The sequence below is a fragment of the Curtobacterium sp. B8 genome (genome assembly GCF_000333315.1).
In the GTDB taxonomy this organism is placed as follows: Bacteria; Actinomycetota; Actinomycetes; order Actinomycetales; family Microbacteriaceae; genus Curtobacterium; species Curtobacterium luteum.
In genome coordinates, this window is the sequence record NZ_BACW01000545.1 from 1 (window position 1) to 26,687 (window position 26,687).

The 26,687-nt window shown below is 66.4% G+C and carries 28 protein-coding genes; 13 read left to right on the top strand and 15 right to left on the bottom strand.

Annotated elements, in window-relative coordinates; translation table 11 throughout:
* Positions 1-161 precede the first annotated feature (161 nt).
* The 3 genes from I59_RS21035 to I59_RS20105 are packed head-to-tail and all read right to left on the bottom strand — an operon-like array spanning position 162 to position 2,108.
* Complete coding sequence (locus tag I59_RS21035; protein ID WP_022904475.1) at positions 162-728, bottom strand: hypothetical protein; 567 nt, start codon at positions 726-728, stop codon at positions 162-164.
* Positions 728-1,249, bottom strand: a complete 522-nt coding sequence (locus I59_RS14450; protein ID WP_022904476.1) for a ribonuclease H — start codon at positions 1,247-1,249, stop codon at positions 728-730. Before I59_RS14450 ends, I59_RS21035 begins: the two co-directional genes overlap by 1 nt.
* A gap of 55 nt (positions 1,250-1,304) precedes the next feature.
* Positions 1,305-2,108 carry a LysM domain-containing protein gene (locus I59_RS20105; RefSeq protein WP_022904477.1) on the bottom strand — a complete coding sequence of 268 codons (804 nt, stop codon included), beginning with the start codon at positions 2,106-2,108 and terminating at the stop codon, positions 1,305-1,307.
* A 158-nt stretch (positions 2,109-2,266) separates the two neighbouring features.
* Here I59_RS20105 and I59_RS14460 point away from each other — a divergent pair, with 158 nt between their 5' ends.
* The 3 genes from I59_RS14460 to I59_RS14470 are packed head-to-tail and all read left to right on the top strand — an operon-like array spanning position 2,267 to position 3,108.
* Entirely contained in the window at positions 2,267-2,605 is a 339-nt protein-coding gene (locus I59_RS14460; RefSeq protein WP_022904478.1) for a hypothetical protein, read from the top strand.
* Positions 2,606-2,653: 48 nt separating this feature from the next.
* Complete coding sequence (locus I59_RS22280) at positions 2,654-2,890, top strand: hypothetical protein (RefSeq protein WP_148286244.1); 237 nt, start codon at positions 2,654-2,656, stop codon at positions 2,888-2,890.
* On the top strand, positions 2,887-3,108 hold the full coding sequence (locus tag I59_RS14470) for a hypothetical protein (protein ID WP_022904480.1): 222 nt from the start codon (positions 2,887-2,889) through the stop codon (positions 3,106-3,108). The genes I59_RS22280 and I59_RS14470 overlap by 4 nt, the downstream gene beginning before the upstream one ends.
* Before the next feature lie 3 nt (positions 3,109-3,111).
* Here the strand turns inward: I59_RS14470 and I59_RS14475 are convergent, their stop codons facing one another.
* Positions 3,112-3,930 carry an aldo/keto reductase gene (locus I59_RS14475; RefSeq protein WP_022904481.1) on the bottom strand — a complete coding sequence of 273 codons (819 nt, stop codon included), beginning with the start codon at positions 3,928-3,930 and terminating at the stop codon, positions 3,112-3,114.
* 132 nt (positions 3,931-4,062) lie between these two features.
* Complete coding sequence (locus I59_RS14480) at positions 4,063-5,268, bottom strand: MFS transporter (protein ID WP_031273884.1); 1,206 nt, start codon at positions 5,266-5,268, stop codon at positions 4,063-4,065.
* A gap of 400 nt (positions 5,269-5,668) precedes the next feature.
* On the opposite strand from I59_RS14480, the gene nrdH reads away from it, so the two are divergent.
* From nrdH to nrdF, 4 genes are all read left to right on the top strand, one after another.
* Entirely contained in the window at positions 5,669-5,902 is a 234-nt protein-coding gene (gene nrdH, locus I59_RS14485) for a glutaredoxin-like protein NrdH (RefSeq protein WP_022904483.1), read from the top strand.
* A 109-nt stretch (positions 5,903-6,011) separates the two neighbouring features.
* The gene (gene nrdI, locus I59_RS14490) at positions 6,012-6,428 is read left to right on the top strand and encodes a class Ib ribonucleoside-diphosphate reductase assembly flavoprotein NrdI (RefSeq protein WP_022904484.1); all 417 of its coding nucleotides are present in this window, start codon (positions 6,012-6,014) and stop codon (positions 6,426-6,428) included.
* 17 nt (positions 6,429-6,445) lie between these two features.
* Positions 6,446-8,551 (top strand): class 1b ribonucleoside-diphosphate reductase subunit alpha, encoded by a 2,106-nt coding sequence (gene nrdE / locus I59_RS14495; RefSeq protein WP_022904485.1) that lies wholly within the window; start codon positions 6,446-6,448, stop codon positions 8,549-8,551.
* Positions 8,552-8,656: 105 nt separating this feature from the next.
* Complete coding sequence (nrdF, locus tag I59_RS14500; protein WP_022904486.1) at positions 8,657-9,631, top strand: class 1b ribonucleoside-diphosphate reductase subunit beta; 975 nt, start codon at positions 8,657-8,659, stop codon at positions 9,629-9,631.
* Between the two features lie 197 nt (positions 9,632-9,828).
* Here nrdF and I59_RS23600 read toward each other — a convergent pair whose 3' ends face one another.
* Positions 9,829-9,954 carry a hypothetical protein gene (locus I59_RS23600; RefSeq protein WP_261976584.1) on the bottom strand — a complete coding sequence of 42 codons (126 nt, stop codon included), beginning with the start codon at positions 9,952-9,954 and terminating at the stop codon, positions 9,829-9,831.
* A 99-nt stretch (positions 9,955-10,053) separates the two neighbouring features.
* Here I59_RS23600 and I59_RS14505 point away from each other — a divergent pair, with 99 nt between their 5' ends.
* Positions 10,054-10,548 (top strand): GNAT family N-acetyltransferase, encoded by a 495-nt coding sequence (locus I59_RS14505; protein ID WP_022904487.1) that lies wholly within the window; start codon positions 10,054-10,056, stop codon positions 10,546-10,548.
* Positions 10,549-10,556: 8 nt separating this feature from the next.
* Here I59_RS14505 and I59_RS14510 read toward each other — a convergent pair whose 3' ends face one another.
* Positions 10,557-10,853, bottom strand: a complete 297-nt coding sequence (locus I59_RS14510; RefSeq protein WP_148286245.1) for a hypothetical protein — start codon at positions 10,851-10,853, stop codon at positions 10,557-10,559.
* 188 nt (positions 10,854-11,041) lie between these two features.
* Here I59_RS14510 and I59_RS22950 point away from each other — a divergent pair, with 188 nt between their 5' ends.
* Positions 11,042-11,200, top strand: coding sequence for a hypothetical protein (locus tag I59_RS22950; protein WP_022904489.1), 159 nt, complete (start codon positions 11,042-11,044; stop codon positions 11,198-11,200).
* 12 nt (positions 11,201-11,212) lie between these two features.
* Here the strand turns inward: I59_RS22950 and I59_RS14520 are convergent, their stop codons facing one another.
* A complete protein-coding gene (locus I59_RS14520; RefSeq protein WP_022904490.1) occupies positions 11,213-11,629 on the bottom strand; it encodes a nuclear transport factor 2 family protein in 417 nt (138 codons plus the stop codon).
* On the opposite strand from I59_RS14520, the gene I59_RS22290 reads away from it, so the two are divergent.
* The 3 genes from I59_RS22290 (at position 11,622) to I59_RS14535 (ending at position 13,947) form a co-directional block, all read left to right on the top strand.
* The gene (locus tag I59_RS22290; RefSeq protein WP_141859569.1) at positions 11,622-11,987 is read left to right on the top strand and encodes a hypothetical protein; all 366 of its coding nucleotides are present in this window, start codon (positions 11,622-11,624) and stop codon (positions 11,985-11,987) included. The two genes, I59_RS14520 and I59_RS22290, sit on opposite strands and share 8 nt — an antisense overlap.
* 366 nt (positions 11,988-12,353) lie before the next feature.
* Positions 12,354-12,899 (top strand): RNA polymerase sigma factor, encoded by a 546-nt coding sequence (locus I59_RS14530; RefSeq protein WP_022904491.1) that lies wholly within the window; start codon positions 12,354-12,356, stop codon positions 12,897-12,899.
* Positions 12,892-13,947 carry a CU044_5270 family protein gene (locus I59_RS14535; RefSeq protein ID WP_022904492.1) on the top strand — a complete coding sequence of 352 codons (1,056 nt, stop codon included), beginning with the start codon at positions 12,892-12,894 and terminating at the stop codon, positions 13,945-13,947. Before I59_RS14530 ends, I59_RS14535 begins: the two co-directional genes overlap by 8 nt.
* Before the next feature lie 599 nt (positions 13,948-14,546).
* On the opposite strand, the gene drmB is transcribed toward I59_RS14535, so the two are convergent.
* From drmB to I59_RS21040, 6 genes are read right to left on the bottom strand one after another with little or no spacing between them, the layout of a single operon-like run.
* Positions 14,547-16,457: a DUF1998 domain-containing protein gene (drmB, locus tag I59_RS14540; RefSeq protein ID WP_022904493.1), complete on the bottom strand. Its 1,911-nt coding sequence runs from the start codon at positions 16,455-16,457 to the stop codon at positions 14,547-14,549.
* Entirely contained in the window at positions 16,454-18,682 is a 2,229-nt protein-coding gene (locus tag I59_RS23770) for a helicase-related protein (protein WP_307120478.1), read from the bottom strand. Before I59_RS23770 ends, drmB begins: the two co-directional genes overlap by 4 nt.
* Complete coding sequence (locus I59_RS23610; RefSeq protein ID WP_261976585.1) at positions 18,576-19,973, bottom strand: hypothetical protein; 1,398 nt, start codon at positions 19,971-19,973, stop codon at positions 18,576-18,578. Before I59_RS23610 ends, I59_RS23770 begins: the two co-directional genes overlap by 107 nt.
* Positions 19,970-21,667, bottom strand: a complete 1,698-nt coding sequence (locus I59_RS14550; RefSeq protein WP_022904494.1) for a nuclease-related domain-containing DEAD/DEAH box helicase — start codon at positions 21,665-21,667, stop codon at positions 19,970-19,972. The genes I59_RS23610 and I59_RS14550 overlap by 4 nt, the downstream gene beginning before the upstream one ends.
* Positions 21,664-23,181: a hypothetical protein gene (locus I59_RS14555; RefSeq protein ID WP_022904495.1), complete on the bottom strand. Its 1,518-nt coding sequence runs from the start codon at positions 23,179-23,181 to the stop codon at positions 21,664-21,666. The genes I59_RS14550 and I59_RS14555 overlap by 4 nt, the downstream gene beginning before the upstream one ends.
* Positions 23,178-24,113 carry a hypothetical protein gene (locus I59_RS21040; RefSeq protein WP_148286246.1) on the bottom strand — a complete coding sequence of 312 codons (936 nt, stop codon included), beginning with the start codon at positions 24,111-24,113 and terminating at the stop codon, positions 23,178-23,180. The genes I59_RS14555 and I59_RS21040 overlap by 4 nt, the downstream gene beginning before the upstream one ends.
* A 510-nt stretch (positions 24,114-24,623) precedes the next feature.
* Between I59_RS21040 and I59_RS14565 the strand changes: the two genes are divergently transcribed.
* Positions 24,624-25,607 (top strand): DNA cytosine methyltransferase, encoded by a 984-nt coding sequence (locus tag I59_RS14565; RefSeq protein WP_031273889.1) that lies wholly within the window; start codon positions 24,624-24,626, stop codon positions 25,605-25,607.
* Positions 25,608-25,610: 3 nt separating this feature from the next.
* On the opposite strand, the gene I59_RS14570 is transcribed toward I59_RS14565, so the two are convergent.
* Positions 25,611-26,543, bottom strand: a complete 933-nt coding sequence (locus I59_RS14570; RefSeq protein ID WP_022904497.1) for a NaeI family type II restriction endonuclease — start codon at positions 26,541-26,543, stop codon at positions 25,611-25,613.
* Positions 26,544-26,687 lie beyond the last annotated feature (144 nt).

Genomic DNA, 26,687 nt, shown 5'->3' on the forward strand with positions numbered 1-26,687 from the left:
CATCAGCCTCGCGGTGGCGTTCGGCGGTCGCCGCACCACGACGACCACACGGAGCGGGATCGACCCGGCGTCCGGCGAGCAGATCACCCGGCAGGACCGTCGCGACGGGACGTACTGACCCAGCGCCCGGCCCGACCTCCGGCCGCGCGACCGCTCCGACGTCAGCGGCCGGAGGTCGTGCGCAGTGCGGCGAGCAGGGCGTCGGCGTCCGCGACGTCGTACAGCGCGAAGTTGCCGCGACCGGGCGTCAGGTCGAGACCGGTGTTCGCGTACTGCCGGACCGATTCGCTCCCGTTCAGGAACAGGGTGTCGAGGTGGCTGATGTCGTCCCACTCGACCGTCACGTGTCCCTCCGTGCGGTCGACGTACCAGTCGGTCCGTCGTGCGTCCGTCTCGCGCGTGGTGCGGCCGTTGGTCACGAGCACCCGACGATCGGTCACGGCGTAGACGTCCGTCCGCTTCCGGTGACGCTTCACGAGGAAGCGCCCACCGAGGACGTGCAGTCCGAGCAGCAGCAGGGCTGACAGCGCCACGAGCACCGCGGGATGCGCGGACCCGATGGCTGCGCCGACGAGCCCGGTCGCCACGAATCCGGTCCAGAGCGCGCCGAACGGGATCAGGAAGCGGTCGGCGTGGACGAACATGCGACCGGGATCGCTCCGGCCCACCCAGAGGAGTTCCTCGCCGTCGTGGAGGCGGGACTCGACCAGGTGCCGCGCCTCCTGCATCAGAACAGGGTCGCGGGCGGGGTCGCCTCGGGCAGCGGCTCGGGCTCGGTGACCTCGACACCCGGCCAGCCCGGACCGTGGGGGACCTCGGTGCCGTTCTGGTAGGCCGTCGCGGCACCCCGGGCACGGACGTCGGCCGCCTCGTTCATCTCGTGGCCGACGTGGCCGCGGACCCACTCGAACGTGACCTTCCGCCCCTGGAGCTCGGCGTCGAGCTCCTTGATGATCTCCACGTTGAGCACGGGCTTGCCGTCGGCCTTCCGCCAGCCCTTGCGCTTCCAGCCCGCGAGCCACTCGGTGCACGCCTTGATGGCGTACTGGCTGTCGCACAGGATGTGCAGCGGTTCGCCGGTGTCCTTCGTCGCGCGGAGCAGCTGCAGCACCGCGGTCAGTTCGCCCTGGTTGTTCGTCGCCTTCGGCCAGCCACCCGCCGCCCAGCGGTCGTCGTCGACGTACCAGGCCCAGCCGGCGGGGCCGGGGTTGCCGAGGGCGGAGCCGTCTGCGGCGGCGACGATCGTCACGATGGGACCTCCAGGTGGTGCGGGTGCTGGACCACCGTAACGGAGGCCGGAGACGTCAGCGGTTCGCGGGGGAGACGTTGAGGACGTCGTTCTCGGCGAGCCACCGGTCATCGGTGAGCTCGAGGTAGGGGTTCATCCACTCGAACTGCTCCGGTGTCACGCCGAACCGCTTCGACACGGTGATGAGCTCGTCCCCGTGGGACACCCGGTACCTGGTGGGCGTGCCGTCGACGTCCTGCACGGTCCCGTAGGCACCCGGGCCGGCCTTGCCGACGGTCACCCGGAGGTGCGGGTACGGGTTCGGGATGTCCCAGTCCAGCGCCCCGACCGCGAGCACCGAGCCGATCCACGGGCGCTCCGTGGCGAACCCCTCCGACGGGTCGACCCCTGCGACCGGGACGAGGACGACGCTCGCGAGGTAGTCCGGTCGTGGGCCGGCGTCCAACGTGTAGGAGTCGGGCGGACCGGCCCCGGTGTCCCACGCCACACTGCCCCGGACCACTCCGCCGTCCCCGTCCCCCCAGTGCGCCGTGCGGTGTCGGAACTCGATGCTCATGGGCTGCGGGTTCGTCGTCCGGTAGTCCGACAGCTCCGCGGCGAACACCCCCTCGGCGCGCTGCACGACGCGGACGTGCAGGCTCGTCTCGCCCGACTTCGAGACGACGTCGGTCTCCGCGGCGACGGTGCCGATCGGCAGCACGGACGTCGGGGTCGGCGTCGGCACCGGCTCGGCCGTCCCGTCCGTCCATCCGTCGGGTGCCGCCGCAGCGGTCCGGTTCGGCACGGGCACGGCGTCGTCACCGCCGAACAGCGAGCAGCCGCTCAGCGCCAGCACCGCGGCCGCCGTCGCGCCGAGCACCGCGATCGTCCTGGTCCTGGTCCTGGTCCTGCGTCCCACGTCGTCCCCCCTCGCCCCGACCCTAGTGGGACGGGGACCGGACCCTCGTGCGGCGGGAACCGGATGACGGTCATCGTGACCGAACCGTGCCCGGAGGCGCGCGGCCTACTGTGCAGCGCATGAGCGACAGCATCCCCGACGTCCCCGGCCCCGAGCACTCCGACGACCGCGCCCGCACCGACGAGCTCCGCGACGCCGCGCACCACGAGGGCGCGGACGGGCTGGACGACCGCACTCAGCGCGCGGCCGACACCTCGTACAGCCCGTCGAGCGAGCGGGAGACCGTCGCCGCGCAGACCGAGCAGCGCGACGACGCCGACCTTCGGGCGGACGGGATCGACCCGTCGCGCGTGGTCGCGGCTCCGGGCACCGGCGGCGCGGACGACGCGGGCGACGTGGAGCCCGAGCCGGGCGACCTGAACCTGCCGTGGCAGTCCGAGGAGGACCGGACGGCCTGAGTCTCTCCGCGGGCGGGTCCTCCAGCACCGGCGAGTAGCGTCCGCCGCATGCCGGTTCCGTGGACGGAGCGCACAGGTCGAACTCCAGGGGGAGTCATCGGTGCGTGGTTCAACGTCGTCGTGTGTGCGGTGCTCGTGGTGGGGCTCCCCATCGCCGTGCTCTCCCGCGGACAGGGCGCGCTGAACATCGCCTTCGCCGTGGTCCTGATCGCGGTCGCCGTCGCGATGGAGGTCCTGTTCGTCCGGAACCTGCGCCAGCAGCTGGCTCGGCGGAGGGGTGAGTGACCGCGGCGACGTGGTTCGGCATCGGAGCGGTCGTCGTGGCGCTCTGGGGGGTCACGATCGCCGTCTTCAACCGCTGGGCGCAGTCGATCGGCGGCGATCAACTCATGAACGGCAAGCCGCTGACGCCGCGGTTCGTCCGTGTCATCGGCATCTTCCTCGCCGTGGTCGGGACCGGGATCGCGGTCCTCGCGTTCAGCGGCGTCCTGCCCGAGAGCTGACCCCTACGCCACGCTGTCCGGGTGCGACCCCGTCCGCTGCCCGGACTCGAGGCCGGCGATGGCCGCGAGGTCGTCCTCGGAGAGCGTGAACCCGTCCACGTCGATGTTGGACCGGATGCGCTCCGGCGTCACCGACTTCGGCAGCACGACGACCCCTTGCTGCACGTTCCAGCGGACGAGCACCTGGGCGACGCTGACGCCGTGCGCCCCGGCGATCGCGGTGAGTACCGGTTCGTCCACGAGGCGTCCCCGGCCGAGCGGCGACCACGCCGCCGTCACGATGTCGTGCTGCGCGTGGAAGGCCATCAGCTCGCGCTGGGGCAGCCACGGGTGTCGCTCGACCTGGTTCACGGCGGGCACCTCGCCGGTCTCGTCGATGATCCGCTCGAGGTGCGGCACCTGGAAGTTCGACACCCCGACGCTCCGCGCGCGGCCCGACTCGCGCAGCTCGACGAGGGTGCGCCAGGTCTCGACGTACCGGTCGTTCGCGGCGGCCGGCCAGTGGATGAGGTAGAGGTCGACGGCGTCCAGTCCGAGCCGGTCGAGGCTCGCGTCGAAGGCACGGAGGGTCGCGTCGCGACCCTGGTGGTCGTTCCACACCTTGGTGGTCACGAAGACGTCGTCGCGGTCCAGCCGGGAGGCACGGATCGCCTCTCCGACGCCGCGCTCGTTGCCGTACATCTCGGCCGTGTCGACGTGGCGGTACCCGGCGTCGAGCGCCGTGCGGACGGCGACGGCGGCCCCGGCGTCGTCGACCTTGTAGACGCCGAAGCCGACGGCGGGGATGCTCCGGCCGTCGCGGAGGGGGAGGGAGGTGACCATGCACCCATCCTGCCGATGGTGGCGGGCGGGTGTCGTGCCTCCAGGCCGGGGTCCACGCCACGTGCTCGACGGGACACGCGACGTTCGACGCATGTGTCGTTGCGACGCGCGCGTTCCCCGACCCGGGTCGGGTCAGGTGGGGAGGTTCACCGGCTCGGTGTCGGGGAGGGGGCTCGCGTCGCGCCCGCGCAGGTCGGGCAGCCACCGCTTCGTCACGAGCGGCACGACCACGCCGACCGCGGCCATCGCGGCACCGACCATGAGCCCGCCGGTCGCGCCGTGCAGGTCGATGAGGAACCCGGCGACGGCGGAGCCGCCCGCAGCCCCGATGAGCTGGCCGGTGCCCATCCAGCCGTAGGCCTCGGCCGTGTCCGAGAACTTCACGGTCGCGGAGACGGAGCCGAACATGACCGCCAGTGCCGGCGCGATCCCGGCACCGGCGATGACGAGCGCGAGGCACAGCCACCAGAAGTCCGTCCCGCCGACCGCGAGGGCGAGGCCGACGAAGACGATGGCCATCCGGGTCCAGAGGGTGTTCCGCGAGATCGGGCGGTGCCCGAGCGCCAGGCCGCCGATGAGCGACCCGATCGCGAACACCGCGAGGACGATGCCGGCGTTCGGGCTGCCCTCGCCGAAGACGCTCGTGACGCTCGCCTCGACCGCGGCGCACGCGCCGATGAGCAGGAGGCCGGTCAGGGTCGCGACGACGACGGAGGGCCGGCGCATGACGACGCCGAACGCGCGCTTCGACCGCGGGATGCGCACCCGGCCGAGCTCGGGGGAGGCGATGAACCACACGCCGCCGATCACGAGGAAGGCCATCGCGACGACGATCGCCTGGACCGTGCCGATCTGCGTCGCGACGAACGTCGTGATCACGGGCCCGGCCACCCAGATGAGCTCCTGCGCGCTCGCGTCGAGCGAGAAGAGGGGCGTGAGCTGCGCCGAGGTCACCATCTTCGGGTAGATCGTGCGGACCGCGGGCTGGACCGGGGGGACCGCCAGACCACCGAGGAAGCCGACGACGACGTAGCCCCACAGCGGCATCGTGACGAACGCGACGACGCCCATGCTCGTGAGCGCGACGAGGCTCGTGAGGACCAGCACGGGGCGCATGCCCCAGCTGCCCATCCACCGGCTCGTGAGCGGGCCCGCGATCGCCTGGCCGATGCTCGTCGTCGCGAGGACGAGGCCGGCCGCGCCGTACGAGTCGAAGACGTGCTCGACGTGGAGCAGGTAGGCGAGCGAGAGCATCCCGAACGGGAACCGCGCGGTGAGCTGCGCAGCGATGACACGACCGACGCCGGGGGTCTTCAGGAGGGTGCCGTACGCGCTCACGAGACGAGTGTACGGACCGGACGGACGGCGGTGTCCCCCGGTCGGGGAGGTGTGGACGGAGTCGTCGTGTGCAGGGTCCTGTGCAGGGTCCGAGGACGGGTTCCGCGACACGCCGACGCGCTGATTCCACACATGTGGATCGACGCTGTCCACGGGTGTGGGGAAGTGTCGGTGGTCGGCCGGAGAATGGCGGAATCCCGGGCCTCTCGGGAATCCACAGACTGTGGAGGGCGTTGTGGAGAACTACACGGCTGTAACACTTCCTCTTGTGGTCGGTGCCGCGGCCAGCCACTAGATGTAGTGTGGAGCCATCGCAGCGGCCCTTCCCGGACACGACTGCGAGCAGGCATCAGCACCACCTCCACAGCACGAACACCACCAGCAAGAACCAGGGGAGATCATGGCCGTCACCGTCTACACCAAGCCGTCCTGCGTCCAGTGCACCGCGACGTACCGAGCCCTCGACAACAAGGGCATCCAGTACGAGGTGCACGACGTCTCCACGGACGAGGCAGCCCTCGAGCACGTCAAGAGCCTCGGCTACCTGCAGGCCCCGGTCGTCGTCACGGACGACGACCACTGGTCGGGCTTCCGTCCCGACAAGATCGCGACGCTCAGCGCCGAACTCGCGTGACCGCAGTGCGGGCCCCGAAGGGGCCCGCACTCACCCGGCCTGGAGGCACCACCCGCCTCCGCCAGGCCGCCCCTGATCCGCTGTCCGCACCTCTGACCAAGGAGCGCACATGAGCAACCTCGTCTACTTCTCGAGCGTGTCCGGCTACACGGCCCGCTTCATCGAGAAGCTGGGGCTGCCGGCAGACCGGGTTCCGCTCTACCCGAGCGACCCGTTCCTCCACGCGGACCAGCCGTACGTGCTCGTGCTGCCGACCTACGGGGGCGGCAACGGGCAGGGCGCGGTCCCGAAGCAGGTCATCAAGTTCCTCAACGACGAACGCAACCGCTCCTTGATCCGCGGCGTGGTCGTCGGCGGCAACACGAACTTCGGCGAGGCCTACGGCCTCGCGGGGGACGTCATCGCACAGAAGTGCGGCGTCCCCGTCCTCTACCGTTTCGAGCTCTTCGGCACGCCAGACGACGTGCACGCAGTCACCACTGGATTGGAAGCATTTTGGACGCAGCAGTTGCAGACGTCGATCTGACGTCGCCGCAGACGGGGATGGACTACCACTCCCTCAACGCGATGCTCAACCTCTACGACGCGAACGGGAACATCCAGTTCGACAAGGACCGTGAGGCTGCCAAGCAGTTCTTCCTGCAGCACGTCAACCAGAACACCGTCTTCTTCCACAACCTGAAGGAGCGGCTCGACTACCTGGTCGAGAACGAGTACTACGAGCGCGAGACGATCGACCAGTACTCGCTCGAGTTCATCCAGAAGCTCAACGACCTGGCGTACTCGAAGAAGTTCCGGTTCCAGACGTTCCTCGGCGCGTTCAAGTACTACACGAGCTACACGCTCAAGACGTTCGACGGCAAGCGCTACCTCGAGCGCTTCGAGGACCGCGTCGTGATGACCGCCCTCGGCCTGGCACAGGGCAACGAGCAGCTCGCGATCGACCTCGTGGAAGAGATCATCGCCGGCCGCTTCCAGCCCGCGACCCCGACGTTCCTCAACACCGCGAAGGCCCAGCGCGGCGAGCTCGTCTCCTGCTTCCTCCTCCGCATCGAGGACAACATGGAGTCGATCTCGCGCGGCATCAACTCCTCGCTGCAGCTCTCGAAGCGCGGCGGCGGCGTGGCCCTGCTGCTCTCCAACATCCGCGAGGCCGGCGCCCCGATCAAGCAGATCGAGAACCAGTCGTCGGGCATCATCCCCGTGATGAAGCTGCTGGAAGACTCGTTCTCCTACGCGAACCAGCTCGGTGCGCGTCAGGGTGCCGGTGCCGTCTACCTGTCGGCGCACCACCCGGACATCATGAAGTTCCTCGACACCAAGCGCGAGAACGCCGACGAGAAGATCCGCATCAAGACGCTGTCGCTCGGTGTCGTCGTGCCGGACATCACGTTCGAGCTCGCGAAGAACAACGAGGACATGTACCTCTTCTCGCCGTACGACGTCGAGAAGGTCTACGGGATGCCGTTCGGCGACGTCCCGATCTCCGAGAACTACCGCGCGATGGTCGACGACTCGCGCATCAAGAAGACGAAGATCAAGGCGCGTGACTTCTTCACGACCATCGCCGAGATCCAGTTCGAGTCGGGCTACCCGTACATCGTGTTCGAGGACACGGTGAACAAAGCCAACCCGATCAAGGGTCGGATCAACATGTCCAACCTGTGCTCGGAGATCCTGCAGGTCAACACCCCGACCACCTTCAACGAGGACCTCTCGTACAAGGAGATCGGCAAGGACATCTCCTGCAACCTCGGCTCGCTGAACATCGCGCTGACGATGGACTCGCCGGACTTCGGCAAGACCATCGAGACCGCGATCCGGGGCCTCACCTCGGTGTCGCAGATGTCGCACATCTCGTCGGTCCGTTCCGTCGAGGACGGCAACGACAAGTCGCACGCCATCGGCCTCGGCCAGATGAACCTGCACGGGTACCTCGCTCGTGAGCGCGTGTACTACGGCTCCGAAGAGGGCATCGACTTCACGAACATCTACTTCTACACGGTGCTGTTCCACGCCCTGCGCGCCTCGAACAACATCGCCATCGAGACGGGGGAGACCTTCGACGGCTTCCGCGACTCGAAGTACGCGTCGGGTGAGTTCTTCGACAAGTACACCGACCAGGCGTGGACGCCGGCGACCGCCCGTGTCGCCTCGCTGTTCGACAACGCCGGGATCGCCATCCCGACGCAGGACGACTGGAAGGCGCTGAAGGCGTCCGTCCAGGAGCACGGCATCTACAACCAGAACCTGCAGGCCGTCCCGCCGACCGGTTCGATCTCGTACATCAACCACTCGACGTCGTCGATCCACCCGATCGCGTCGAAGATCGAGATCCGCAAGGAAGGCAAGCTCGGCCGCGTCTACTACCCGGCGCCGTTCATGACGAACGACAACCTGGACTACTACCAGGACGCGTACGAGATCGGCGCCGAGAAGATCATCGACACCTACGCCGCTGCCACGCAGCACGTCGACCAGGGTCTGTCGCTCACGCTGTTCTTCAAGGACACCGCGACCACGCGCGACATCAACAAGGCCCAGATCTACGCATGGCGCAAGGGCATCAAGACGATCTACTACATCCGTCTGCGCCAGCTCGCGCTCGAGGGCACCGAGGTCGAGGGCTGCGTCAGCTGCATGCTGTAGCGGCTGGTCGCTCACGCGACTGCCCACATCCTGGAGGCGCGGTGCCAGCCCGCACCGCGCCTCCAGTCCGATATCTAGTCACCATCTCTTGAACAGGAACGTGCGTTGGTCGAGAAGCTGAAGCTCATTGATCGGGTCCAGGCGATCAACTGGAACCGCATCCAGGACGACAAGGACGTGGAGGTCTGGAACCGCCTCGTCAACAACTTCTGGCTGCCGGAGAAGGTGCCGCTGTCGAACGACGTCCAGTCGTGGAACACCCTGACGCCGGCCGAGCAGACGATGACGATGCGAGTCTTCACCGGCCTCACGCTGCTCGACACGATCCAGGGCACCGTCGGAGCCGTGTCGCTCATCCCCGACGCGATCACCCCGCACGAGGAAGCCGTCTACACGAACATCGCGTTCATGGAGTCGGTGCACGCCAAGAGCTACTCGTCGATCTTCTCGACCCTCGCGTCGACGCCCGAGATCGACGAGGCCTTCCGCTGGTCCGAGGAGAACCCGAACCTGCAGAAGAAGGCCCAGATCGTCATGGACTACTACCAGGGCGAATCGCCGCTGAAGCGCAAGGTCGCTTCGACGCTGCTCGAGTCGTTCCTGTTCTACTCCGGCTTCTACCTGCCGATGCACTGGTCGTCGCGGGCGAAGCTGACCAACACCGCCGACCTCATCCGCCTCATCATCCGCGACGAGGCCGTGCACGGGTACTACATCGGCTACAAGTACCAGAAGGGTCTCGAGCAGGTCACCGAGGCCGAGCGTCAGGAGCTCAAGGACTACACGTTCTCGCTCCTCTTCGAGCTGTACGAGAACGAGACGCAGTACACGCAGGACCTCTACGACGAGGTCGGGCTGAGCGAGGACGTCAAGAAGTTCCTGCACTACAACGCCAACAAGGCGCTGATGAACCTGGGCTACGAGCCGATGTTCCCGAAGGAGCTCACCGAGGTGAACCCGGCGATCCTGTCGGCGCTGTCCCCGAACGCGGACGAGAACCACGACTTCTTCTCGGGGTCGGGCTCCTCGTACGTCATCGGCAAGGCCGTCGTGACGGAGGACGAGGACTGGGACTTCTGACCCTCGTCTGACTCGTGGGGACGCCCTGCTGGCTTCGGCTGGCGGGGCGTTCTGCGTTCGCGGGCGTTGTGGCTGACGCGGTCGTATGGCGGGCCCTCAGCGAGATTCAATCCGGACGGGGTATGTGCGACACGGCTGCTGCTGTGCGCGCGGGACAGGAGGGCGCGTCCGCTGAACGACCGGCTATCGAGACGTCATCAGCGGCTTCTCCGGAGGAACAGGACGACCGCTGCGACGATCACGACCGCGACGATCGGGATCCAAATCCAGACGGGGAGGGAGCCTCCGCCCCCTGGGGGCAGCGCGACTGAGAGAGGGAGCACGGTCACACGCTAACCACGGCGCGCGTTCGGTGACCGATCGGCTTACGGGACACCCGGGCTGCTATCGACGAGTGCCGGCGTCATCGCTACGGTCGAGGGATGGACGGCCACAATCCTCGCTCGATCGTCATTCGGCCGGCAGAGGTTGTCGACGTCAAAGGCATTGCTGCCGTCCACGCCACCTCATGGCGAGAGACGTACGGGCGGTTCGTGGTGAATCCCGATACTGATCCTTGGTTCGACGTCGATCGGCGCATCGACATGTGGAGAACGAACCTGGAGCAAGGCGCCTTCGCGACCTTTGTCGCCGAGGACGAGTCGGGCGTCATCGGGTTCGCCGCTACGCAGGAGACACCCGGGTCTGACGCGGTCCGTCCAGAGGAACTCACGATGCTGTACGTGCTCTCGCGCGCTCATGGCGGAGGCGCCGGGCAGGCGCTCTTGAACGCAGCGCTCGGCCCGCGGCCAGCATCTCTTTGGGTTGCTGCCGACAACCCTCGCGCGCACTCGTTCTACCGGCGGAACGGATTCGCCGCCGACGGAACCACGTCGAGCTTCGGGCCCATCGAGACCACAGTCCGATTGGCCCGCTGAGGGATCGGCTACCGGTCTGCCGAACGCTGCTCGCCCTCGGGCAGAAGATGCCCGATGGCTCGTAGGACGTCGCCCAGCCAAACGAGTTCCCAGTTCAACGTCCGATCGGCGGCCGGCGCCGTCGTCAGGTTGTCCCACGACTCGCTCAGCTGCCCGATCGTGGCCTCGGGTGGATTGCTCGACACGTCGTAGAGGCCCGGAGCGGGCAACGAGTAGAAGTAGTCCTCACGCAGCACGACCGACTCCCCGTTCGCATGTTCGACGTGCTGAAGGATCCGATCGAACACGAGACGGAGATCAGTCACCGGGATCTGAAGACCGTTCCACTCAGGCATCCCACGAACATGGCGCAGAGGGGCTGTCTCGTCAACCGATCGTTCATCGGACGGAGGGCGGAAGTTCGGCGCGATCCGCCCAAAGAACGAGTCCTCCTTTAGGCGGAACGGCGTGCCATCGGCCGTTGCGACGCTTCGTGCCGCCGTACCGTGATCCCATGAGGAAACGGTTGCTCGTGTTCAGCCCCCCTGCCGGCGCGCTCGTGTTGTTGGCCGCCTGGTGGGTCACCCAGCGAGCTGGCGTCGTGGATGTAGTCCCGACGCGGGACGACACTTTCCTGACGAACCCGTACGCAGTGCTCGTGATGATCGGGTAGTCGCTCGCTGCTTCATGAACGGGGGTTACCGCCGGCCTGTTGGGCTTCCCAAGCAGTTCGAATGGGATCGGTGTCGTACACGATGTGCAGGTGTTGAATCCGGGCTTCCAGGTCTAGCTCGGCGACGTCAACCACGGAGAACGGTGCGGGGGTGCCGTCCGAGAGCGTCCAATCGAAGTCGAACCAGAACGCAACAGTCGGAGCCGAGTCGTCTGTGCTGACCAAGGTTCGGCGGAGCGTGAGGACGGATGCGGCCGTGTCGGCGAACAATGTCGGGTAGAAGTCGCGGGCGGGCTGCTCCCCGTAAAGCGGTGAGCTCACAATCGCGTCCGGCGTGAACAGGGCGAGCACCGCGTCTACGTCGGCTGATCCGAGAGCTGCGAGGTATGCATCGACGAGCTGTGTGAGGGTCGTTGCGGGGATGGTCATCAGTGATCGCTTTCGGAGGGGTTCGGCCCACAGCAGCTCGGGCCGGGCGACATTTACCAGCTTCCCATCACCAAAGGCGGAAGACGAACTTGGCTCGCTGGGTCCGGTTGACGACCGGCTATCGGTCGCGGGAGCGGCGCTCGGCTCGAACTCGACGTCGCGCGTCCTGCTGATCCGGCAGCGGGTTTCAGCCCATGCTCCCGCGGGCCGCGAGGAAGACGAGCACGGCGACGATAACCAGTACCACCGGCGCAAGGAACTGCAGATTCAGCATCGCTGCCCCTATCGATCGGTCGTGCCGTTTCAGACGTGGGTGGGGCATGGCGAGCAGTTGGCGACAGAGGTGCCGTCCGGTTGACGATCGGCTAACGGACAGGCTGGTTCTGATGCGCACGACGCTCGCGCTCCTGCTGTCGAGCAACTCGCGGTCCCCATGCGATCAGAATCGCTCCCGCAACAGCGGCGGCGAGGGTCGCCGCCAGCAGCGGCAGCCAAGGCGTGAATTTCGTGACCGCTGCCAGGATCGTCAGAACGATCAGGGCCACCGTGAGTGAGCCAGTGATCCACGCGATCCAGAGCCGATACCTACGCATCATTACCCCATAGTGCACTGGCTCCCGGCCACTGAGACGCGCTTGAGGCTCGAGTTTGCTCGCGCGCAACAGCGACGCGGCATGTTTCGGCGAGGATGGAACTCTTCCGGGAGGATCGGGCAATACCAGTCGTGCCCAGTAGTCATCCCCCTCCAGGAGCCGCAGCCGAGCTCGGTCGCCAGTTCGACGAGCACGGCCGGCGCATCCTCCTGTACCTCGCGCGCCGGACCGACCTGCAGAGTGCCGAGGACATCCTCGGCGAGACGTTCGTGACCGCGCTCGTCCGATGGGAGTCGTTCGACCCGGACCGGCAGGACGCGCTGCCGTGGTTGTTCGGCATCGCGTCGAACCTGCTCCGTCGGCACTGGCGCTCCCAGCGCCGGGCGGACCGTGCCTTGTCCCGTGTCGCCGTGTCCGAGCGGCTCGACGACGACGCCGGCGACCGTCTCGACTCGGAGCGTGCCGTGCAGACCGTCATGCGTGAACTCGACCGGATGCGTCCGGCGGTCCGCGAGACGGTCCTGCTGCACGCTTGGGCGGAACTCACCTACGAGCAGATCGCGGAGGCGACCGGCGTCCCCGTCGGCACCGTCCGCTCCCGGCTGAACCGGGCCCGAACTGCCCTCCGCGCCGTGCCCGGCACCACTGACTCCCTGAACGGACCACTCCATGTCTGACGACGAATTCACCACGCTCCGCCTGCTGCGACGCGACCTGCCGCCCGAGGCGGTCGACGCGTCACTCGACCGCGCTCGCCTCCGCTTCGACACGGCCGCCGTGGCGACCACCGTCCGGACGGGAGGCGCCGCACCGGCCCGTACCGCGCCTCCCGTCCGGTGGCTGCGTCGTTCGCGACCTGTCCTGCTGGCCGGAGCAGCGGTGGTCGTGGCAGGCGGGTTGGTCGCCACGGGTGTCGGAGTGACGCACTGGGGATCGCCGGGATCGGCCGCAGCGGCGACGCTGCACGAGGCGGCCGCCGCCGCGGCCGCCGACCGGACGCCGGCCGGCGCGTTCACGAAGGTGGTGGAGTCGGAACTGTCGATGGTCTCCACGACGTCCGATGGCGAGCACTACGACGAGGGCTACCTGGAGCCGACGACGACCACCACCTGGGTGCCGGCCGACGTTTCCGGGACCTGGGTCCGCGAGATCCGCTCCGGAGCGGCGACGAAGGTCTTCGGGGGCACCGCGGCACGTCAGGCCGCGTCCGACGACGGCGCGGGGAAGCCGTCCGCTCCGGTGTGGGAGCGGGGCGTCGGCGGTGACTTCGCGGTCGGTGAGCTCGGCGGTGAGCAGACCGGCACGCTCGGGGCGTCCGACATCGCGGACCTGCCTCGTGACCCGCACGCCCTCGTCCGACGCATCGAGGCCGCTCCCCGGGCGGCAGGAACGACCGACGAGCTGCACGTCTTCGACACGATCAGTGGCCTGCTCCGCACCGGGCTCGTGCCCGCGGACCTCCGTGCGGCGATGTACGAGGCGCTGGCGACCCTGCCCGACGTCGTCGTCACCGCGGAACAGGTCTCGCTCGACGGCCAGCGCGGCACCGCGATCGGCCTCCCGCACTGGAGCGGGACTGAGCAACACGACGTCATCATCGACCCGGCCGACGGAACCTACATCGGCGAGCGAAGCATCCAGACCCGGCAGATCGGCAGCATCCCGGCCGGCACCGTGATCGACTCCGTTACCGTGCGGGTCACGCCGGTGGAGGACCAGCCGTGAGACGGACCCCGAGGGACCGGTGCTACGGGGTCGAAGGGGAGAGACGGCTCATCGCTCGATAAGCGATCAGCGCGGCCGCTATATTCGCTTCCATGCCCGCCGACTTGTTCCGAGAAGAACTATTATCGGAACTGACCCGATGACTGAGCGTAGGCTCGAGCCACACTGTCGCCACGCATACAACTTGTCTCCTCCGCACACTATTTGTCGCCGTCCCGCGCGTGCAGGGTCGCCACGGTTTCTCCACGCAAGCCCGACACCTGGCAGCTCGCGCGACGCGTCCGTGACGCACCTTCAATGCGAAGGATCGCGCGCGAGTAGGACGACATCAGGGATGCACTGGCCTCGGTGGCGGACATCGAGCGTGGGAGGCGGGGCGACGACCGGGTGCCATCGTCTACAATCGATGGCTCGTTCGCTTCTCGGAACTATTCAAGGCCGGCCAAGTCGCGCCTGAGGAAGAGAACTCCCGCTCAGGCGATCGCGACCCAGGGTTTCCAGATCGGATCTCGCTGGTCGGTCCGAGCGGATGGGGCGTGGTCTGATCGAGTGCCGCCGATGTGCGTGGCGTCACGGCCTGGCAGGTATTCCTGCTCGGTCTACATCGACGAGAAGTAGCCAATATCCGGCCTGTCGAAGGTGCCGATGAGCAGTCCGCGGTCGAGGAACTGGTTGTATTCCTCGCAGCTCGTCTCGGGGAGAAGGGCACACCCGTGGCATGCGGCGCCGTTGCAGGAGTTCACGCCTTGGCCCTTCTCACCTGCGTCCATGCAGACCGGATCGGTCGAGCACCATCGCGCATCGGAGATCGCGGACTGTACGACCGGAACGAGGTTCTCCGGACGTGCCATCCGGACTAGTCCGCCCATAGTCCCCTCGGAATCGCCCGCCGCCGTGTAGATCAGCACGGCGGCCATCTCAGCGCCCGCCGCGTGGGACACGTAGAGTCGCTCGCGCAGCGACGCGGAACTGTATCCGCAGGTGAAGATCAATTCGTTGATGAGAACATGCGCGAAGGTGTGGAGCATGACGAAGCGCGGGGAAATGTCACGCGACTGCAACCCGCGCTTCTGCGCCGCGACGCCTTGCCTGGCCTGCATCAAGCCAGCCCGCGCCTGCACCTCGGGAAGCTCTTCCCAGGCCCCCATGGCCGTCGGGTCGAACTCGAGGTAGATGCCCTCGCCCTTGACCACGTAGGCGGGTAGCCAGTCCTGCTCCGGCAAGAGAGGCGAGCGGCGCAGCAACGCCTTACCAGACGAGATCCTCAGCGAGTCGTCGCGCACCCTAGTGAAGCCGTAGAGCGCCCTCGTCTCCCTAAGCACGTCGACGCTCCGCACCCTTGTAATGAATGGAGCAAGAGCGGGATCTAGTCCAGGGTCGCTAGCCGCGAGACGGGAGTCCGACGGAGTCTCCCGCATGGCGCGGAACTCCGGCAGCCGCCAGGTCTCGTCAGCAGATGGAGCTTCCGCGGCAGCGTCCTCGAGCGGCCGTTGGATGTCCTCGCCCCCAATACCGAAACGGTCGCGGTAAGCCGCGAGCAATTCGTCGTCGTTGACGGGAAGTATCCGCTCGGGTGGAACGCTCCGCGTAAGTACCTTCCGAAGCGTAGCGGCATCGAGGTCCGGACCGTACGCGACGTGGAGAGCATTGAGAGCGCCGGTTACCGAGGGATGGCCGAGCAGATCGTGGACCTCGGTGCTGACCGCTCCCTCCTCGATCGGAATGTAGATCGACGACTGGACCTTCGGGAAATACACGTTGCCGGACCCCCGGAGCGCGCCCCGGATCGGCAGTCCGCAGGGGCTTGACTCCACCGCGAGCCACGGCTTCGCGCCGGGACATTCGTAGACGTCGCCGCCGTCGGTGAGCCGATCCGAAAGCGTGGTGTGCTCCTCCCCGTTCTCGGTCCGGGAGTCGGTGATGCCCCGGAGTGACCGGCTCTTGCCGCACTCGCAGCTGACGGTCTGACCCTCGAGGCCGCCGCCGCCCGACGACTTCAGGCGGAGGACCCCGCCGCACGTCGGATTGATGGAGCGGTGCACCCACTCGGAGAACGGGAAGTCGTCGAGGTGACCGCCCGCGCAGATCGCTACAAAGGGAACCTGGGCCATGCGTGGTTTGAACTTGGCGTCGCTATGCGCCTTGTCTTTGCAGCGCTCGATCTGGCGCATCGTCAATGTGCTCATCTCGATGCGCTTGCAGTAGGGACAGAAGTTCCACCGGGGAAAGCGCAGGACCGGGACTTTGAGCCCGCGGTTCCGCTGGTCCGCTTGACCCGAGTTCCTGCGGTAGTCCGGGGGCAACCTGAAGGCCGCGACCGCGAGACGCTCTTGCAAGCGCCAGTCATGCTCCTCGTATTCCGAGAGTTCAAAGTTCGGGTTCTCCCCCGGGCCCGGATACCAGTGGTCAATGCCGGCGGTAATCACGGAAGTGCCGTTCACCAGCACGCTCATCGCCCCAACCCCAAACGGGCTGACAAGCTGGGCCCGCCGCATGTTTCCGGTGCTCATTGGGCGTCTCCGTTTGCCAGTCCATCCGCGATTGCATACGCGGTCGATATTTCGATCGAGCACTCGGCGTCAACGTTCCGCATGCTCATGGGCACGTCCCACATCGTCGCTTTGCTTCCGAGGTCCGGAAGCTCGCCCGCCGAGCGCATAAGCCCTTGCAGCGGATCTCCGCTGCCGTAGGCGTTCGCCGACCACTCCGTTCGCTGCCAGGCGCTCCACTGCCTTCGGCGCTCATCGACGAGCGAATCGAACGCGGCAAGCTCTTCCGAGTTCACCGAGTCAGCGCGCTTCCGGAGAAGCTCAACAGCCTCGTCGAACTCCGCCTGGGGAAACGGGTTGGGGGGCAGCGCGGGCGAGGTCTGCCGGATGCGCGCAATGACCGCGGCGTGCAGCGCGCGCCGAAGCACGGGGCTGGCAAACGGCGTGACCGATGTCGGCTCAACCTGCGCGTAGAGCTGCTGATGGTACGTCCTGAATCGTTCGTAGTGGCTGCGGTCACGCGGTTTGGCCGCGCCGTAGACGGTGAGCACCAGACCCGGGGACACCTCTGGCTTGCGGCCGACGCGGCCGCTGACCTGGATGTACTGCGCCGTGGTCTTGGGCTGTCCCACAATCGTCATCAGCGCGAGCCGATCGATGTCGACGCCGACCTCGATGATGTTCGACGCCAAGCAGATGTCAATGCACCCTTTCTCGCCGTACTGCTTCCTGAGGAGATCGATCGCCTCGGGAATCTCGTCGCTGCGACGTCGCGATGTCAGTTCCATCACGATCCGCGGCCAGCGCGGGCGCTCGAGGCCGTCGCGGAAGCGCAGCCCTGTCAGGTAGTCCGGGACGTCGGACTCGAGAAGGTAGACGGTATTACCGAGTTCGCGAAGCGAGTTCAGGAAGTTCAGGTTGGTCCAGTAACCGTCGCGGTCCGCCTCGTTCGGAATGCTCGCTGCGCCGTTGAGGGTGGCCGCGGTGACGCGCACCTGTACCGTCTGCATCGAGCCGAGTGAGCCGCTCATAATGCCGAGGTATCGGCGGCCCGGCGCCCGCGAGCCGTCGTCGAGCGTCTCCGGCTCGGCGAAGAAAGAGTGGCCCTCCTCCAGTCCGTGGGGCGGGAACAGCGCCACGTCGCTCCGTCCGAACACGCCGAGAACTTGGTCTTCGTATCGTCGGATCGTCGCCGTCGACGCGATGATCTTCGGAGGGATCGCTTCGTCCCCTCGACGGTCGGTACAGAGATCGTCGATCACAGGCTCGTACAAGCCGACCATCGACCCGAGCGGCCCAGAAATGAGATGCAGCTCGTCCTGAATGATCAGGTTGGGCGGAGACACGACGCGGCCGCCGTCGGGGCCGAGTCCGAACAGCGATCGCGCGTCCGGCGTCCACGCCAGCATGGCGAATTTGTCAACGGTCCCGATCACGAGGCTCGGTCGCTTGTCGTAGATGTCCTGGTCGACTACGTGGACGGGCAACGTCCGGGTGCGGCCTCCGAACCGGCAAGCGGAGTCCGGACAGCGGAACACGACTCGGTCATGCAGCTCGATGTACCCCACGACGTCCGTGCTGTCGTTGTCGGGGGTCCGCCCCATTCGAGTGCCGCACCAGGGGCATCGCGACAGTAGGAATGGATTCTCCTGTCGAGCATCGGTCTTCATTTTCCGGAGGCCGGCAATCGCCTGCTTCCAGTTGTTAGGCGTGGAAGAGCGCCCGAGCCAGATACCGATGCCAAACGGGGACCCGCCCAATTCGGCTTCCGCGCGAGACCGTATGTCTTCAAGGACACAGATGAGCGCCGCGGCCCGAAGGAACTGCTGCGCGGTGAGAAGCCGGAGCGTGTACCGCATCAGCGTGTCCGTACCGACGTCGTCGGGATCGCGCAGCCGTCGCGCGAGTAGCGAAACGGCGGCGGCACCGAGATACGCCTCCGTCTTGCCGCCGCCGGTTGGAAAGAAGATCAGGTCGACGACCGACCGGTGCGACTCGGATGGCAGGATGAGCTCGGGCAGGGTCGCCAGCACGAAGGCGATCTGGAAAGGGCGCCACTGCCCCTGCTGCGGAGTGGGGACAACCTCCGGAGTTGGACTATCGATGATCGGCCCACTCTTGGTCGGCTTGACTATACGATCAGGCAGGCGCGAGCGAAGCTGCTGGTAGAGCATCGCCTCGTTGGCGAGCGCGAACGCCCGAGCGGCGACCGGGTCGGATTGCACGAGCTGCCAGCCCGCCTCCATCCGCCCCAGTGCTTCGTCGCACAGCTTCATGTGCCGGGCCGCCGCCTCGTGAAAACGCTCGGGAAGATCCGGGATAAGCGTCGCTGCTCCTCGATCCACTGCCTGTACAGGCGAAGGACGAGGCCGACCTGCTGACGTCCGCTGTCGCCTCCCGTTGCCAGTTCCTGCATGGAACCGTTACGGCGCGGCGCTTGCCGCTGGCATCCGTAAGGTACGCACCGTTCTGGTCACGAAGATAGACGTTGGGCGTCAGGCTCACGACCTCGTACGAAGGCATCGGGTCGGTCCGGACCCACCCTGCCGAACGTCCGTCACCTTCGTCCCAAAGCGCCGCGCAGCCGTGACCGATTGCGAACGTCGACTTGTTGCGGTACAGGAGATTGATGGAGCGCTCTTCGTCGTCGCGCTCGGTCAGATCCACAGAAGGGTAGGGCTCGATCGAGGCCCCGCTGGCGGCCCGAACCTCAAAACCGCTTTGGAAAAGCGCATGAGCGTTGCCCAAGCCGGGATCGACGTTGACGAGCGCGACTGTGACGAGACGGCTCTGCGGGTCGGACTCCCCCGGCACGGGCCGGGCGTACAGCTGTACCTGCGGGAGCAGCCGATGGAGCGTCGCATCGTCCGAGCCGTCCTCGTTCACCGGGCGGACCGGCACCACGAGCCGTTCGAAGGTCCCTGACAGCATGCTCGAGCCAGCGACCATGCCCGCGAGGGTGAACGGTTGGCGAAGCCACCACTCCGCCTGATTGTGGACACCAGGGATGGTGACGCCGTAGCGCTTGTAGGAAGCTCCCCAGACGCGCAGCTCAAGCGACGCCCCGTCCGGCACCCGAACCTTGAACGACACCGCCATCGCTGAAGGCTTGAGGCTGTTGGCGTCGGTTAGATCGAAGTCGTCGTCGTCGGGACGATCCTGGTGAACGGATCCGGTAAACGTGACATCCGGGGCGTTCGGATCGATGTCGTTGACTTCGAGCCCTGACACCCACGTCGTGTCGATGTCGGGAGCATTCTCAGGGCCCGATGCAGCCCCTCCAACGGCGGACAGCGCTGCAGCTCCGCCGCCGAAAAGCACGCCTATCCCATAGCGCCGGAGCGGATCCATCTTGGTCAGGAGCTCCTGCCCCGTCGCGGCGTCGTGATAGACGAACGCCTTCGCCTGCTCATCGGAGAGGACAATGTTCGCTCCCGTGCAATCGACGGGCGTTCCCAGGTGTAGCTCGTCGCCCGGCCCGAACAGCTCGCGCCGCACCGCCCGTTCGACGTGGTCCCGCGCTTCAACACCGCTCATGCCGCTCCCCCAAGTAGTGACCTCATCGTGCTCGTCTCGATAATAGCCACCAGCCTGTCGGTGGCCCGGGTGATGCCGACGTACAGCAGCGCTTCAAACGGCGCTGCTCCGTCGCGGTCCAGATCCGTCAGGACCACTGCAGGCGCCTCCAGCCCTTTGAAGGCATGGATCGTGGAGTAGACGACCTTTCCGGCCTGCCTGCGCCGCCCGTCGGCGGGAACCAGGATCTGCCGGAGCCAAGCGTCCGTGGAGCTTACGGCGACTGAATCTGCGCGTCGGGGACTCAGTACCGCGATCTCGCTCAGCTCGTACCCCTCCTCGCGCAGCGAGCGGATGACGCCCGCGAGCTTGTCGGACGGCTCTCCTCCGCGCTCGAAACGGATGAACGTCGGCGCTACTCCGTCGTCCTGTCGCCGGTACCCCTGGTACCCGGGGAATACGTTGAAGGTTTCGGTCGCGTGGGCGATCCGGGGCAGGTTACGGCAGTTCACCTTCAACGCGTACGTGGTCAGATCGCCCACCCGTTCCCGAAGCATCGAACGGTTGTCCTCCAGGTCGTAGATCGCTTGGCGGTCGAAGTCGCCGAACAGGAGCAGGCGTCCATCGGCGAGACCGCCTTTAAGGAGGAGATCGATTGCGTCAAGGACGGCGGGCCGCGTGAGGTCCTGAACTTCGTCCATGACAACGAAATCGGCGCGTTTATCGTCTTCCCACTCGAGCATGACCTCGAGCGCTGAGTCGACGAGTTCGCCGTCCCAGAAGTCCGGTCCGGCGTCGGTCGGCGCCGACTTGAGCCCAGCAATCTCCAGCAGCTGAGCGTGGAATGTACCGGCAACGACGCCGTCGCAGTCGACGAACGAGTCCTTCAGCTGCCGACCCAGATAGGCGTTGAAGCACATCAGCCTTCCGGTTCGCCCCTGCAGCGCCTCTCGGCGCGCCGCTTCGGAGGCGAGGAGCGTCTTTCCGGTGCCGGCCGGACCGGTGAACAGAACCGCACGATTATCCGCCATGGCGTCGAGCGCAAGATACTGTTCGTCGATAAACCGGATTAGGTCGCTCTCTCGCGACCGACGCCGGTCTCCGAACGTCGTCGCGAATTCAAATCGCGGTCGTAGCGCGCTAGCGATCCTTTCCGTCTGGTTCCGATCAGGACCCAAGGCGCCATGGAAGACGTGAAGGACCGAATCGAGATGCGCCGAGCCGTCGCGCAGCGTCCGAAGGATTGCGCTCGCCGCTCCGCGCTCGAGGTCGACCGAGTCGAGGATCTGCCAGTCGAGCCACTCTGGGCTTGAAGGGATATGCGCTTTTGCACGTGTGTGCGTGAACCATGCTGCGCATACGATCGGCACCCCGTGGAGATTCACCTGGTTCTTCGCGAGGTACTCGCGGATGGAATGCATGGCTTCGTCCGCTTGCTTGACGGGGCCCCGAGCAGTCGGCGCGTTGTTGCCCAACCGCCATCGTCCGTCGGCGAGCACCGCGACGCTCTGATGCGACTTCACTTCGATCACGAGCACACCGTGGTTCGGGACGATCACGACGAAGTCCGCTTCGCCTTCGACCTGCCGGACGTGTCTCGCTATGCCGAGCGAATGAAGGACGGTCCAATCCTCGGTTGCCGCGTCCGAAGCGAGCGCCGCGAAGAGATCTCTCTCGCCCGGCGGGGCGCTCTTAGCACAGTAATTGGGGATCATTCGAGCCATCGGCCGCCCCCGTCAAGGAAAGGCTCCCGCGCATCGTGACGGGGAACCACGTTCGTGTGGGGCGAGATCGCAAGTACCCGCGTCGCGATGATGTCGGCGAACCCCGCGCCATGAACCTTCACGTGACCCTCAACGCGAAGCGCTTCGATGTCGGCGCTCGCCATGGCAAGCTCTAGCTGCTCTCGCATGTGGGAGGCTGCCCGGAAGCGCGCCCGCCGAAACTTGGTTGCGTTGGATAACGTTGGTTCCTCTGCTATCTCCAGCCATTGCAGCAACAGCTTGAAGTCCGAGTCGAGCTGAGGGCGCGCCAGCGTCGGTTGCGTCCATGCCTCTGCTTGCTCGGCCGCTTTCACGCCGAGACGCCGAATCGCCGACTCAACGTGGGGACGCCCTGCACTCCGGAGCCGACCGAGCAGTGCCTGCTTCCAGCGGTCCTGGGAAGACTCGACTACCGCACGGAGGACTCCCATCGACGCCATGGTCGCCTCGTAGAGAACTGTCCGCTCGGTCACGCCGAGACGCAGCACGAGGTACGTACCGGGTTCGACAGCCGCGACGTCGGTGTAGGTGACTCTTTCTCCGGTCGGCTGCGAGGGGTCCAGGGTGCGGATCCGCTCACCGTCATCCATCCAGATCGCATAACCGCCGCTGAGCAGCACCTTCCGCACTACGACCTCGTCGACGCCGGGCACCCGGTGAGCGCTGCTCTGCGATTTCCACACGGGAGCCGGGGCAAAGTCCTCAATCGGCTCCGGCTCGGGTGCCACCTCATCGGCGTTCGGCTTCAGTTTCCCGAGCTCGAAAACGCGAACCCGGGGGCGAATCGCCCCTTGCGCGTAGTCGGCGATGGCGGTCGTCGGCAGGCTCCGGTCGCCGAACCAGGACGGCACGAAGAAGGACACCTCGGGGGTCGGCGGGGCCGTGGCGAGAGAGGTTCGCATCAGCCGAGGTGGTCCGACAACGTACGCAACGTCCGCGATCGAGGTCGCGTCTGCGAGCATCCCCGGGGACAGGACGCGGAATCCGAGAGGCCCAAGCCAAGAGGCGATCTGGCCTCGCGAAAGGGTTCCGTCCGCCACGACCAAGCAAGCCGCCGGGCCTACTTCCACGACGGACTCCAACAGATAGGGGCCGATTGGTGGATCTTCCGCCGCGACGCGCTCGGCCGCCTCCGTGAGCGCGTCCAGCAGAGCGGTGCCATCGTCGCCAAGCGCGGGCCGGATTGCGTCAGCTTGGGCGACGACGGCATGGGCGGCAGTCGTTACGGACGGGTTGAACTCGAGAGGCTGCGGCCGAAACGCAAGGTGCCAGCGGAGGGACTTCGCGGCGCCGAGGACGTGCTCCCAAAGGTCGCTTCCGTCCTCCGCGGCCATGCGCGCCACAGCGCCTATGGCCGCGTTGAGTGTCGCGCCGTTCTCATCGGCGACCACGAAGAGGCTGACGCCGTCGCGGGCCACGGCCGCGGTCGCGCGGTACCGCTCGTTGACTGCGGCCACCCTGCTCACAGCCGCACCTCGAATCCCATGATCTCGATACCGACCGGCGGGCGCCAGCCGAGAAGATCGGCAACGTCGATACCGGTACCCTCCGTGCGGCGCATATTGACGAGGCTCTCGGCCTGGTTCTCGTCCGCCACCGAGCGGTCAATGACGCACACGACGACCGGAGAGAATGTCTCAGCGATGTACTTGATCGCCGCTTGGCCATCGAGCAGGACTGCCTTGTATCCGCTCGGGGCCTCCTCGAGAGTGGCCGACGAATAGATCCGGCTGAACCACGTGGCGGCACCGCGCCTCCACGGCTTGAGAAGGGTATCGAGCCGATCGCCGTCGGAATCTCCGATCCTGCAGAGCACGGCCTCGAGATCGGCTCTCAGCCGCGACTCGATCCCGACGAGCGCGAGGTCCTGCGCTGGCGCGACAAGACGGTCATCCCAGCTCTCGATCGCGCGGGTATAGCGCACAATGCTCCCCGGCTGGACGTGCTCCTCACGGCGCTCGCCATCAAGCGCGGGCGCGGGCGCCATCCTCAGAAAGCTGGTCACTTTGAAGTGAGATCCGGCGTAGCGCATCCGCGCGGGGCTGACAGCCTCGTTGAGCTCGCGAAGCTCGCCAGCATAGACGTATCCGGCGTTGAGGGCTCGGTACCATGCCTGGGAACCGCCCTGCCGCGCAACCTGCAGCGGATTCCCGGCTCCGGTGGGATAGGGACGCGTCAGCGTCCACCCTGCTCCGACCAACGCCGCGACGTAATCGCGCCGCGGCACGGAGAGGACGACGATCAGTTGCTTTCGATCGAGCGAGTCGGCGTGCCTCGCCAGCCGCGCTCCGAGGGCCAGATAGCTTCCCGCCCAGGCCACCTCGACGGGCTCGGTCTCGGCATTCTCGGCAAGCGCGAACACAGGACGCGCACCCCCATACGCCGTCGTTTTCGCCATCTGCGTCGCCTCCCAGCCGACAAGGATGACGTTACAGACAGCCTCCGACTTCGGGAGGGTATCCGGACGGCCGTGTCGCGCAGGCGGTTTTAGTGGCTGGCCTGTCCAACCGCCAGAAGGACACAAATCTGGCGCTCGCGGTGCGATCAATCCTTCACGCGGGCGGAGTAAAATATCGGTGCAATCTGCGCACGAGGGTCGGTGAACGCGCTGTCCGACCTGACACCGTCTTCACTCGCCGCACGGGTAGCGGTCTTCATCGACGGGTGCTTCTGGCACCCGTGCGAGGGATGCGGAGAACACAACTGCGCCTTATTCCGAGGGATGGATCGTGATCCGCTTGTGGGAGCGTGTTCCGGCGGACGAAGCCGCGGCTACGGTCGCGAAGGCTCTGACCAATCGAACAGCGTTTCCTACCGGCGCGCCCCCGATGTCGGACCCTGGGGGCAAGCTAGTGTGGTCCAACCGCCAGGGTCTTGAGCCCGATTCACCACTTCCGGAGGCAGCCCAATGACCACGCCGCAGCTCAGCAGTCTCGAGATCTGTGCAGGCGCCGGCGGTCAGTCGTATGGCCTCGAGCAAGCAGGATTTGGGCACGAGCTCGTCGTGGAAATTGACCGCGACGCTTCCGCGACGTTGCGTCTGAACCGTCCCGAATGGCACGTTCACGAGGGCGATGTACGCGAAGTTAACGGGCGTGACTACCGAGGCATCGACCTGCTGGCCGGTGGCGTTCCGTGCCCGCCGTTCTCAGTCGCTGGCAAGCAGCTTGGCGCAAACGACGAGCGAGACCTCTTCCCTGAGGCACTTCGCCTCGTGCGTGAAACCAAGCCCGCGGCTGTGATGCTCGAGAACGTCAAAGGACTCGCCTCGGCCAGGTTCGCTACGTACCGTCAGTCAATCCTCGACGAGCTCGGGCGGCTCGGCTATCAGGCGGATTGGCAGCTCCTTCTCGCCTCCGAGTTCGGCGTTCCTCAGCTCCGCCCGCGCTTCATCCTCGTCGCGCTCAAGCGCAGCAGCTTCAAGAAGTTCGAGTGGCCCGGTGCAGTGGGCAGCCCTCGCGCCGTCGGCGACACGCTCTTCCCCCTGATGGCAGCCAACGGATGGTCTGGCGCAGAGGCCTGGGCTCGAAAGGCCCAAGGCATCGCTCCGACGGTGGTTGGCGGGTCCAAGAAGCACGGCGGCGCCGACCTTGGTCCGACTCGGGCGAAAGAATCTTGGTTGAAGTTGGGCGTCGACGGCAAGGGCATCGCAGATGAGGCGCCCTCAGCTCAGCATCCCGCTCGATTCACGCCCCGACTCACGAACGAGATGGTGAGCCGAATCCAGGGCTTTGACGACGCTTGGACATTTAGCGGTCGTAAGACGTCGGTCTACCGGCAAATCGGCAACGCCTTCCCGCCGCCTGTTGCGCAGAGCGTCGGCACGGCGATTCGGCGCGCGCTCGGTGCGGGCGAAGCCGCAGGCAAAAAGCACCTTCGCATCGTCGCGTGACCTTTAGTCGTCGCGCTCACCGACTTTGGGCAGACGCGGCGCCGGTTCGGTTACGGCTTCGCTTGATAGCGCGCGACGCCAACGCCTCTCGCCGATGAGCACTCCCTCGTCGGTTTCCGAAGGAACGATGCGGACGGAGACATACTCGTCGCGCTGTGGCACCGGAACCCGGAGTGATTGTGCAAGGTGCGGGTAGAAGACCCCGCTCAAGATGATGATGCCTTCGCTCTTAAGCGCGGAACGAGCGCCGCCATTATAGCGGACGCGCTTTTGATGATCGAGCTGACGACTCACGGTCGCGACCGCGTTCCGATGCACGATCATTCCCTCGGCAGCACGGAATAGTCGGTTCGTCCGCTGGGTACCTCTGCGGCTGTCGAAGATATGGTCGACGATCGCCGAGGGAAGCTGCAAGAGCACGTTCGGACAGAGCGGTGCGTTGCGCCACAACCAGACAATCTCCTCGCGCCCGACAGCGTTCAGTTGGCTCTTCTTGTCGCGGTTGGCTCCCTCCCGGCGGTACTCGGTGCGGACGCGTACCAGTCCGAGTGACCAGCGCGAAGCCGCGTCGTCACCGGTCGCGACTAGCGCAAGCTCATCAAAGACCTCGGGCGGCAACATCCATCCGCCCATCGCCTGGCTCCACTTGGCATCTACTTGATGGCCAGCAACGCGAAAGTCGGTCGTGTCGCCACCCTCGAACTTGAACTGACGTTGAGCGTTTATCTCGAAGAGTGTCCCAAAGTGGGTCTTTTCCGTTTTCATCAGCTGATCCCAGCGATACCGACCGGTCTCCTGACCGTTGTAGATCATGTCGTAGGTGTGCCGGATGACTGCAGCCCATCGAGTGCCGTCCGGGTCGAGGCGGCGGATCTCAGCTGCAACGGCATGGAGCGCCGCGTCTGGAGAAGGTGCCAAGCCGTCGAGCTGAAGCATTCTCAGAGCGTACCGGCTGTGAAGCACACACCGTCGGTGCCTCAGGCGCATGCGGAGGGCTGGCCCGCGCAGTCCCAGTGCCATAAGAGGTGTTCTTCCGGTATTCCCCCGGTGCCAGGTGCAGCCCGTGCGTCGGGAACGCGA